13 protein-coding genes are annotated in these 8,841 nt (G+C 62.3%); all 13 read right to left on the bottom strand.

The window, feature by feature from the left end; all coding sequences use genetic code 11:
- Positions 1–5 precede the first annotated feature (5 nt).
- The 13 genes from GL300_RS19700 to GL300_RS19640 all read right to left on the bottom strand — a co-directional run bounded on the left by GL300_RS19700 (position 6) and on the right by GL300_RS19640 (position 8,830).
- A complete protein-coding gene (locus GL300_RS19700) occupies positions 6–395 on the bottom strand; it encodes a gene transfer agent family protein (protein WP_155041403.1) in 390 nt (129 codons plus the stop codon).
- Positions 395–841: a phage tail tube protein gene (locus tag GL300_RS19695; RefSeq protein WP_155041402.1), complete on the bottom strand. Its 447-nt coding sequence runs from the start codon at positions 839–841 to the stop codon at positions 395–397. The genes GL300_RS19700 and GL300_RS19695 overlap by 1 nt, the downstream gene beginning before the upstream one ends.
- A 76-nt stretch (positions 842–917) precedes the next feature.
- On the bottom strand, positions 918–1,115 hold the full coding sequence (locus tag GL300_RS19690; protein ID WP_155041401.1) for a hypothetical protein: 198 nt from the start codon (positions 1,113–1,115) through the stop codon (positions 918–920).
- Positions 1,108–1,548: an HK97-gp10 family putative phage morphogenesis protein gene (locus tag GL300_RS19685; protein ID WP_170297736.1), complete on the bottom strand. Its 441-nt coding sequence runs from the start codon at positions 1,546–1,548 to the stop codon at positions 1,108–1,110. Before GL300_RS19685 ends, GL300_RS19690 begins: the two co-directional genes overlap by 8 nt.
- Positions 1,535–1,900 carry a DUF3168 domain-containing protein gene (locus tag GL300_RS19680; RefSeq protein WP_246195265.1) on the bottom strand — a complete coding sequence of 122 codons (366 nt, stop codon included), beginning with the start codon at positions 1,898–1,900 and terminating at the stop codon, positions 1,535–1,537. The genes GL300_RS19685 and GL300_RS19680 overlap by 14 nt, the downstream gene beginning before the upstream one ends.
- A 29-nt stretch (positions 1,901–1,929) precedes the next feature.
- On the bottom strand, positions 1,930–2,259 hold the full coding sequence (locus tag GL300_RS19675) for a phage head closure protein (protein WP_155041398.1): 330 nt from the start codon (positions 2,257–2,259) through the stop codon (positions 1,930–1,932).
- On the bottom strand, positions 2,256–2,633 hold the full coding sequence (locus GL300_RS19670; protein WP_155041397.1) for a head-tail connector protein: 378 nt from the start codon (positions 2,631–2,633) through the stop codon (positions 2,256–2,258). Before GL300_RS19670 ends, GL300_RS19675 begins: the two co-directional genes overlap by 4 nt.
- The gene (locus GL300_RS19665; protein WP_155041396.1) at positions 2,630–3,253 is read right to left on the bottom strand and encodes a hypothetical protein; all 624 of its coding nucleotides are present in this window, start codon (positions 3,251–3,253) and stop codon (positions 2,630–2,632) included. Before GL300_RS19665 ends, GL300_RS19670 begins: the two co-directional genes overlap by 4 nt.
- A gap of 62 nt (positions 3,254–3,315) precedes the next feature.
- On the bottom strand, positions 3,316–4,533 hold the full coding sequence (locus tag GL300_RS19660) for a phage major capsid protein (protein WP_155041395.1): 1,218 nt from the start codon (positions 4,531–4,533) through the stop codon (positions 3,316–3,318).
- 1 nt (position 4,534) lies between these two features.
- Positions 4,535–5,404, bottom strand: coding sequence for a head maturation protease, ClpP-related (locus GL300_RS19655; RefSeq protein WP_155041394.1), 870 nt, complete (start codon positions 5,402–5,404; stop codon positions 4,535–4,537).
- Position 5,405: 1 nt separating this feature from the next.
- On the bottom strand, positions 5,406–6,647 hold the full coding sequence (locus tag GL300_RS19650; protein ID WP_155041393.1) for a phage portal protein: 1,242 nt from the start codon (positions 6,645–6,647) through the stop codon (positions 5,406–5,408).
- A 1-nt stretch (position 6,648) separates the two neighbouring features.
- Positions 6,649–8,355 carry a terminase large subunit domain-containing protein gene (locus GL300_RS19645; protein ID WP_155041392.1) on the bottom strand — a complete coding sequence of 569 codons (1,707 nt, stop codon included), beginning with the start codon at positions 8,353–8,355 and terminating at the stop codon, positions 6,649–6,651.
- Complete coding sequence (locus GL300_RS19640; protein ID WP_155041391.1) at positions 8,342–8,830, bottom strand: hypothetical protein; 489 nt, start codon at positions 8,828–8,830, stop codon at positions 8,342–8,344. The genes GL300_RS19645 and GL300_RS19640 overlap by 14 nt, the downstream gene beginning before the upstream one ends.
- Positions 8,831–8,841 lie beyond the last annotated feature (11 nt).

Raw genomic sequence — 8,841 nt, 5'->3', positions numbered from 1 at the left:
CGCGCCTAACCCGTAATAGGTGCTGAATTTCCACTTGCCGTTGTTTCTGACCCCGGTGTCGGCTCCACCGGCATATCCTCCCCCACCGGATCATCCGGAGGGCCGTAGAGGCAGGCTGACAAGATCGCGGTGGCGGGTACCTTGAACCGGATCATAGGATGCAGCTCGAAGGCATTGCGGACTGTGCTGAGCGCTTCCGCCGCCGCCATCCCGCCGCCAATCAGGCCGTTGCGGATGACCTCGATCAGATCGACATGCGACCAGCGCCCGGCGCTGATCTTCATCAGCAGGTATTCCGGGCCACAGTCGGTTTTCTGCTGGATGACCTCAAGCTCGGCAATCCCGAGCCTGAAATCATGTTCCCCGCCCGGCCAGCGGATTGTGACAGGTTGCATCAGGCGGCCTTAGCCGCACGGGTCGGCGTGCCGTCGAACTGGATTTCCAGCGAGGCCGAAACCTTCTGGCCTTTGGTGCGCTGGTTCGTCAGCGTGGTCAGCAGCGCTGGCCCCATTTCGTATTGGGTGTCACCGGTCGCCGCGTTCTGATGGCCGACGCGGATATCCATGGTTTGGCCGGAATAGAACCAGTCCTGGATGTCCTCATGCGACTGCTGTGCCCAGACGCCCTCGGCCGAGACCGAAACCTCGATCGTGCGGATGGCGCGCTCGACCTTCAGCGGAAGGGATTCGTCATCGCAATCGGCCGGAACCTCGGACGTGTCAAACGCCGCGGTGCGGGTGATGGTGACGCCGACAAGGCCGCAGATCTTGCGCCACGCAGTGCCGTCATCGGTGATCTCGAGCGTCATCTGCTCGAATTTCTCGGTAATCGGAGCAGGCATTGGGTTCTCTCCATAAAAAAGCCGCCCCAAAAGTGGCGGCTGATAGGTTGAAGGGCCTGAAACTCAGTCGCCCGATTTATCGGCCCTTGCTGGCCATTTCCGCCCGGTCCTTGCGGACGGAGGGCAAAACCTCTTGCGCACGGCCCGCTTTCACGGCGGCGTCGATGAATTCGCGCGGAAAATACTGCACTTCCGGCGACGGATATGCCGACCAGCCGGCGTTGCGCGTCATGCTGGTGTAGTGGAAATCGCCGGTGAAGATCGCCTTAGCCATTCGCCCAGGCCGCCTTGATCGCGTCCCGCACTCTCTTTCGGATCAATGCGCGGTATTTGGCCCGGTGTTGCTTCCAGACCGGGTAAAAGAACGGTCGCGCCGGGGTCTTGCCGTCCTTGGTCCCGAACTCATGGAAACGCGCATAGAACCCCTCACCCGCGCCAGCATAAAATTTGATCCGCAGCGTCGCGTATTGATCGCCTTGGTTCCGCCCGCTCCTGATCTCATCAATCATGAACGTGCCGGGAGGCAGGTCGCCCCATGTCCAGCCGATGCTATTGACTAGCTTGCGCGTCTTCCCTTTCGGCGCATTGACACGCATGTCGGCAACAATCTGATCGGCGCCCTCTTCCATCGCAAGCCGCGCAGCCTCGACGGCAACCGCTGGGATCTGCTTAAGCTTCGCGACGATGCGCGGACTAAGGGTTGCCATCGGCTTCCACCATCGCCTCGATCTGGATGACGCCATGGACCGACACGCCGTCCGGATCGTCCATGATCTGTACCAGCGAAATCTCAACCGGGTGCATGGTCAGCGAAACGGTATCAGCCCACCCCTTCAATGCCGCAGTCACATCATCCACCAGGTCTTCCAGCTCGCCCTTGCTGCTGGAGTCGTGCCAGAGATCGACCTGCAGGGTGGTTTCGCGCGCATCGATGCATTCGGTGCTGTCATCGACCCAATAGGACGGCCCGAGCGTGGCATAAGGATGGTCGACACCCTTTGTCGCCATATCGAAGACGCGACCGCCGAGATCCGGCACATGAGCGATGATCCGATCCATCACGATGCGGCGGAGCGTACGGCCAGCCCTCATGCGATACGCTCCACCAGCAGTTCGAGAAATGCCCGGTCATCGCTCTCGCGCGGATCTTCCTTAATCTCGAACGCGCGCCCCTCGATCTGGACGCGCCATTCGCTGGTGACCTCCCGCGCCGCCACATGTGCGCGAATGGTGACGATCGCGGGGCTGCGGCTGGCCAGACGTGACTGCATCACGCTCTCGCCGCCGCGTAGCCAGCGCACATTCGCCCACGCCTCGAATACCGGGATGTAGGACTGGATGACCTTGCCGTCGGCATCGCGGTCCTTGATGGGACGCAGGAAGGTGGCACGCCTGTTCAACTCTCCAATCGTCGTCATTCCGCCACCGACGGCGACGGCGTTTCAATTACCTTGTGGAAGACACGATGCCCTGCGAGGAGCGAGCGCACCGAGGCGGGTAGGACCGCATCCTCGGCCGTGCTGCCGGCGGCTTCGCGATCCGGGCCATAGAAGCGCCCGACCAGCTGCTTGATTGCCACCTTCACCGCCTGGTCGGCCACCATCTGATACGGGTCAAAGAGAGACGACCCGCTGGCGGGCATTTCCACGGCAGTGGCATAAATTGGCCGCCCGAGCCAATGCTGCACCTGGACCTCGGCCGCAAGACCATAGGACTCGATATCGTCGTCCTCGTCATGGTTCCCGGGATCGACGCGCAGGTGGCCTTTAAGCTCGAGCAGATCGACGATCATTTTGCCGCCTTGCCCTTATGGTCTTCCTTGGCCTGGTCCGCCTCGGGCGCGCTCTTCGCATCGGCGGCGGGCGGCTGTGCGGCGCGAGATGCCTGAGCGATCGCCTGCTCGCGCTTGTCGAGATCTGCCACCAGGTCTGCCACGCGCTGGACTTCGGCTTCATGGGCAGCAACCGCTTCGGCATGGGCCTTCTCCCGATCGTTAAGTTCCGCGTCGCGGGTGGTCAAATCGGCCTGCAGAACCATGACTTCTGCGCGGCGCTCATCAATCCAGCTTTGAAGACCAGCCTTCACCTCGTCGTCGGAAAGATCGATCTGGAGCGCGAGCAGTTCCTGCGCCTTTTCCTTGGAAATGGCACCGCCTTCGATCATGGCCTGCAGGCGGTCGGCGGCCTTGGGTACAGCCACGGGCGCGAACCCAGGCGTGACGCCGGTCATGTTCACCGCCAGAAAGTCCTGCTGAGCCTTTTCGGCTGCAGCGATATCCGCATCGGTGGCCCGGACGAAGCGCTTGCTTTTCAGCAGTTTGTCGGCGTCCTTCTCCTCAACCTCAACGATGCCATTGGCCTTGACCCGGCCATAGATCCCGATCGAGCCGCGGAGGGCTTTCAATTTCGGCATGTCAGAATTCCTTCTGTACGGGGATGGAGCGGGCGCGACCTCTGCCGCGCCCGGCAGGGTCATCAGGGGGTCGGGGTGTAGTAGCAGAGCGCCAGCGGGCGCTTGACCGCGACCACGCCGCGCTTTTCACCGCGAACAGTCAGCATGTTCTTGTCGAAGTTATCGCGGTTCTCCGACGACAGCAGGATCTCGATCCCCTGGCGTTCGTAATAGGTCGCGGCCATTTTGAACGCGCCGGTCAGGAAGTCGCCCTCGGGCATATCTTCGGTATCGACGATGCGACGTCCCCAGAGACGCGGGGTCGCCGTGTCGTTGAAAGGATTGCCAAAGATATAACGGCCCGTGGTATCCTTCAGAATCTCGGCCGCGGCCCAGTCCCAGATATTCAGGACGTTGGCGTCGACGACATAACCGGCGGCGGCAACCTGAAGAATAGCCAGGCGCAGGCGGTCCAGAATGGTCGCACCGGCACCCGGCTCCCGGGCGGTCTGGCCGTAGGCCGTGGCATTGGTGATCAGGCCCGACATGTTCTCGCCGGTACCGTCGCCCGCGAGGATCTGGGCGTTCTCGACCTTATTGACCTCGTAGGTCAGCGTCGTATCGATGTCGGTCCGCAGTGCCGGAATGTCGTCCAGCATATGCTTGTGGATCTCCATTCGACCGGCAATGGTGCGAACCTCCTCCGATTCCGACCCCCAGGTCTTGTCGATCAGCGGCTTCACGGTGGTGCCGTTATCCGGCACGATCCCAGCGGCACCGGTGCGGGAAACCTCACGGAAGAACTTGATCAGCGGCTGGTCGGTCTGTCCGACGGTGATCAGATCTTTCACCACCAGCTTCTTGTCCGGCGGCGCAATGATCTCGCTTTCCCGGCGTTCGGGCAGAAGCGGACCGCCGGAACCTGGCAGCGAGGTGATCGCGTTGAAAACGCCCAGGGACTGGTCGCCTTGCACGCCACTCTTCGCCAATGCCCGGATCTTGTCCGTGGCCTCGTCCATGACCATCTGACCGAGCGATTTCGCTGCGCCCGCGCCTCCCCGAGCGCCGCTGGCAAACCGCTGCTCCAGCTCGCGAGCCGAGGCCTGGATTTCGTCCAGACGGCCCCTCAGTTCACCCTGTTCGGCCAGCGCCTTGTCCACGCTCGCCTTGGTATCATCGGTCAGGCCGCCAAGCCGCTTCGCCTCGTCCAGGGCGGACTGGGCGCTCTTGTTGATCTTGTCGGTGACCTTGTCGAATTCGGCTTTGAACTCGCCGAACGCCTGTTCCATGTCGAAGGCCATGTCAGTTCTCCTTGTTGGCCGTAAGGGATTTGGCCCACCCGGTCAGGTTGGCCATGGTCTCGACAGCGCGCGGCATGTCGTCATCAGCAGCGCCCGGCTTGCTGGTCAGTCGGTTGCGCAGGGCATTGGCCTGCGAGCGCGAATAGCCCGCCTTGCGGGCCATGAATGCAAATTCGGAGACAGCCTTGACCTCACCGGCCTTGGCCTTGGCGCTTTCGGACGCCTCGATCGCATCGGCGGAAAGCAGTTCGTCGGCAAAGCCCTGGTCGATGGCGGCCCGGCCCGAGATCCAGGTCTCGCGGTCCATCAACTTGCCGATCTCGTCCACGTCCATCTTGGTGCGCAGCGCATAGAGCTCCGCCATGACCTCATCGAACGCCCCGAGCTGCCCCGCGACCGTGGTCAGGTCGTGACGATCACCGATAGCGAAGACCCAGGTGTTGTGGATCATCAGGAAACCGGCGCGCGCGATTTCGACACGGTCGCCCGCCATTGCGATCACCGAGGCGGCCGAGGCTGCAAGGCCGACCACCCGCACCGTCACCTCACCCGCGTGGCCTCGCAGCAGGTTGTAGATCGCCAAACCCTCGAACACGTCGCCACCGGGGCTGTTGATGTTGACCACGATCGCCCGGTCGCCTGCGTTCCGCAGCAGTGCTCCGACGCGGCGCGCCGTGATCCCATACCCATCCCAGCTCTCGCCGATGACATCCATCACATCGATAACAAATGGCCCGGCGTCGCCTGAGGCCTCGGCCTTTGCGCGCAGTTCTGGCTGCCACTTGTCGAAGGCCTTCGGCGGGGCGCATTCGGCGCGCACGTCATCTGGCCGCACACCGAAATGCGCGACCGGCATATGGTTCTTGGCCATTTCAGATCCTTTCGTTGAGGAGATCGATCGGCGACATCGCCGTCTGCACCATCAGCTCGTCTGCGACCCCGCCACGGCGCTCCAGGTTCAATTTGTCGCGGGCCTCATCACGGGTCATGATCCCGTTCGTGGTCATGGCGCGCAGGAACTCGGCCTTGGCCTTGCTGTCCATCTGCAGCATGGCTTCGCGGTTGAACTCGGCATAGACGTCGCGCTGATCGCGGAGCGGGATCAGCTGTTTGCGGATCCGCTGCTCGACCTTTTTCAGGAGCGGGTTGATGCCCAGTTGCATCCAGGACAGGAAGATCTGCTCGACCCCTGTGCCCCACATGGTCTGGCCCTCTGCCGAGTGACCGATGACGATCGGCGGCACGCCAAACCACCGGCAAACCTCCTCGATCGAGAAGCGGCGCGTTTCCAGCATCTGGGCGTCGTCAGGGTTCAGCGTCAGCTGCTGGAAGTCCATTCCCGCTTCCAGGATCATGATCTTTCCTGCCCGGTTCGATCCGGCATATTGCTGCATCAGCTCCTGCAGTTGGGCGCGCTGCCCGTCTCTGATCTGCTGATTGGCCTTCAGAACGCCCGAAGCCTGCATGCCCGAGCCGAACATCTTGGCCGAAGCCTCATCCGCCGCCATTGCCGCGCCGAGGGATTGCGTCCCCCAGCGGATCGGCGACATGCCCTCGTCCCCACCGAAGCCCCAGCCCTTCAGATGGAACATGTCCTGGCGCGCGACGGTGCGGACACGCGAACTACCGACCTCGCGCACCTCGTAGGACAAGAGATTGTTCACCTTGTTCCGGATCGGGGTGACGTGGGTCGAGGGGATGGGCATCAGCGAGGACGGCCGCCCGTTGATCCAGTCGATCTCGGCATAGGCATTCCCGCTGGTCAGCATCCAGGAAAACATGCCCTCCCAGAACTCAACCGGCGTCTGGTCGAGGTTGGGCGAGAGGCCGAGCAGGTCGGCCAGCGCGCCATCCTGCGACTGGCGCCCGGTCGAGGTTTTGCGAAACAGGTCCAGCGGCAGCGATGCCATCGCCTGGGCGCTACGCACGATACAGGCCCAGACCGCCGAAATGGTCAGCGCGGCGGACAAGGTGACGACCTTGCCGGATGCGTTGCTGGCCACGTAATAGCCAAGGTCCCCGCCCTGAATGGTCAGGCGCTGGTCCTTGGTCAGATCCGACAGCGCCGCCATGGGCCGACCAAACCTGTCGATGATGCCCTGCGGCCTATCCATGTCAGATCACCATGATGGGGTTGGCCAAGAAGCCCTCGATCGAACCCGAGGGCTGTGGATTGTTGAACATGAGCATGGCGGCATCGAAGGCGGCCATCAGGGGATCGATCTTCCCGGCACCCGAGACCTCTTTCGTCACCATGTAGTTGTTCCCCTTGAGCTCCTGTTTGGCGTTGCCGACCGCCCAGGCCATGATCGACTGATCAGCATGCAGCAGCCGGAGCGATTCCAGTTTCAGGGCGACGGTTGTCACGGCGGGCTGCAGCGCCCAGCCCTGCCGGACCGACTGGACCAGCGGAGATGACATCTGCTGTTCCTCCAGCGCATCGAGCAGCAGGGCCACACCCGCGACATCGAGGCCGATGCCACCGGATTCGGGTAGCTTCCCGCTCTGTTTCACCATGGCGCAGATCGCGGCCGCTTCCGCCGCTTGCTGCTCGGGGCTTGCGACGACGGAAAGGTCGCCATCCTCCTCGAAGCCGCGAAGCGCATCGGCAATCTTGGGGCGCTGCTTGAAGACGGTCTTTCGCGCCCAGGCCCTGACCCAGAGGAGCCAGACCTTGTCGACCTTCCGCCGGCCGATCACCGCGAGTGCGGCCAGGTCATCGGCCCCGCCCCAGTCCACGCCGATCGTGCAGACCTCGCATTCGTCGAGCAACTGATCGAGCGTCAGGCCCGGATTGCCCGCCCCTTCCCAATGCACCGCACCGGACCAGGCATCACCGCCGAGACCAACACCGATCTCGATGTTGAGATGCTGGCTTGCCCAGATCTGCTCGGCCTGTTTCGAGACCTTGCCGTTATTCTCGTAATCGTCCTCAAGGGCTTCGGCGTCGATCGAGAGGCCGAGGTTCGGCAGCACCAGCCGCCAGTTCGCCCGGCTTCGCCAGAACGTCTCCTCCAACTGACACTTCACAGGGAATTCGTACAAGATTGGCAGCATGATCGGTGACGGCCCGGCCTTGCCGTCGCGGATGGCCCGCGCCTTCTTCAGTTCGGATTCCCAGATGCCCGTCGGCATTTCGTCCGACTGTGTGGTGATCATCAGCACCTTGCCGCGCACCTTGGTGATGCCGCCGCCGCGGATCTGCTGCATCACCTTCGCGGCTTTGGCCTTCTTGCCCAGCTCGTGCAACTCGTCGATGATCGTCAGGACCGGGATTTCGCCGGTCACGATCGAGGTATCGAAGGTCTTCACATCCAGGGCGGTGCCAGTCTTGCGCCGGGTGATCGTCTTCAGATGATCCTGTACCTTGAAGATCAGCTTCAGCTTCTCGTCCAGATCGATCATCCCCTGCGCCTGCGAGAACAGGCGCTCCGAGATGTTCTGGCTCGGCCCAACCAGCAGCATCTGCCGGTTTGGGGCTTCCTCCATGTAGAGCGCGGTCAGAGCCAGCGCCGCCACATAGGTGGATTTCGAGTTCTTCTTGGGGACCATGCAAAGCAGTTCCCAGACGATCTCGCGATGAGTCTCGGGGTCTTCGCTGGCGAAGAACACCACGAGGATGGTCTTGAACCATTCCCCGCACGCCTCTGCCATGGTCGGGTTGCCCGGCACATCCGGCAATCGAAGCCGGTTGAAGAAGGCCAGCAGCTTGGCTTTTTTCCGCGGGTTGACGGGGATGTCCGCCATCGGCACCTGGCCTGCCTGCAGCTTCTCCCACCAGTCCGGGCAGGCGAAGCGCGGCAGCGCCTCAGTGTCGAACATTCTGGCGTGTCTCCAGTTCGAGTTCTTCCATCAACGCGGCGTCGGCATCGAGCGCCATCTTGTCGTCTAGAACCTTCTTGCCGACCTTTTCCTTCGTCAGGTCTTTATCTTCGTCCTTGCGGCTGCGGGCATAGGTCCGCTCGGCTTCCATCTGATCGAAGCGATCGAGAAGACGGTCCAGCTGACGCATGGCGCCGACGTTTCCAGACCCGGCTGCTTTCATTGCCAGCTCGATGCGCCTTGCATCCAGCATGTCGCGGGCCACGTCGCGGAACTTCAGCTCCTGAAAAAAATTGCGCCGAAAAGTCGGCAACGACATGTGCAGGACACTGGCAATCCGCTCGTTGTTCCAGCCCACCGCCAACAATAGTTTGACTTTATTACGATCTTCCGGCGTCGCCTCTTTACGGGGGCGCCCGGGTTTGCCGGTCCCCGCCTCAACGGGGTTTCCGAACAGGTCGAAAACCTCTGCCATCAGAAAAAAAT

The sequence above is a fragment of the Paracoccus litorisediminis genome (assembly GCF_009711205.1).
GTDB lineage: Bacteria > Pseudomonadota > Alphaproteobacteria > Rhodobacterales > Rhodobacteraceae > Paracoccus > Paracoccus litorisediminis.
Note: the sequence above shows the minus strand (reverse complement) of the source record. Positions and strands in the feature narration are given on the sequence as shown.

Excerpts from the sequence above, each read along its gene's own strand:
- GL300_RS19700 (WP_155041403.1), bottom strand. The coding sequence starts at position 395 with ATGCAACCTGTCACAATCCGCTGGCCGGGCGGGGAACATGATTTCAGG.
- GL300_RS19695 (WP_155041402.1), bottom strand. The coding sequence starts at position 841 with ATGCCTGCTCCGATTACCGAGAAATTCGAGCAGATGACGCTCGAGATC.
- GL300_RS19690 (WP_155041401.1), bottom strand. The coding sequence starts at position 1,115 with ATGGCTAAGGCGATCTTCACCGGCGATTTCCACTACACCAGCATGACG.
- GL300_RS19685 (WP_170297736.1), bottom strand. The coding sequence starts at position 1,548 with ATGGCAACCCTTAGTCCGCGCATCGTCGCGAAGCTTAAGCAGATCCCA.
- GL300_RS19680 (WP_246195265.1), bottom strand. The coding sequence starts at position 1,900 with ATGGATCGGATCATCGCTCATGTGCCGGATCTCGGCGGTCGCGTCTTC.
- GL300_RS19675 (WP_155041398.1), bottom strand. The coding sequence starts at position 2,259 with ATGACGACGATTGGAGAGTTGAACAGGCGTGCCACCTTCCTGCGTCCC.
- GL300_RS19670 (WP_155041397.1), bottom strand. The coding sequence starts at position 2,633 with ATGATCGTCGATCTGCTCGAGCTTAAAGGCCACCTGCGCGTCGATCCC.
- GL300_RS19665 (WP_155041396.1), bottom strand. The coding sequence starts at position 3,253 with ATGCCGAAATTGAAAGCCCTCCGCGGCTCGATCGGGATCTATGGCCGG.
- GL300_RS19660 (WP_155041395.1), bottom strand. The coding sequence starts at position 4,533 with ATGGCCTTCGACATGGAACAGGCGTTCGGCGAGTTCAAAGCCGAATTC.
- GL300_RS19655 (WP_155041394.1), bottom strand. The coding sequence starts at position 5,404 with ATGGCCAAGAACCATATGCCGGTCGCGCATTTCGGTGTGCGGCCAGAT.
- GL300_RS19650 (WP_155041393.1), bottom strand. The coding sequence starts at position 6,647 with ATGGATAGGCCGCAGGGCATCATCGACAGGTTTGGTCGGCCCATGGCG.
- GL300_RS19645 (WP_155041392.1), bottom strand. The coding sequence starts at position 8,355 with ATGTTCGACACTGAGGCGCTGCCGCGCTTCGCCTGCCCGGACTGGTGG.
- GL300_RS19640 (WP_155041391.1), bottom strand. The coding sequence starts at position 8,830 with ATGGCAGAGGTTTTCGACCTGTTCGGAAACCCCGTTGAGGCGGGGACC.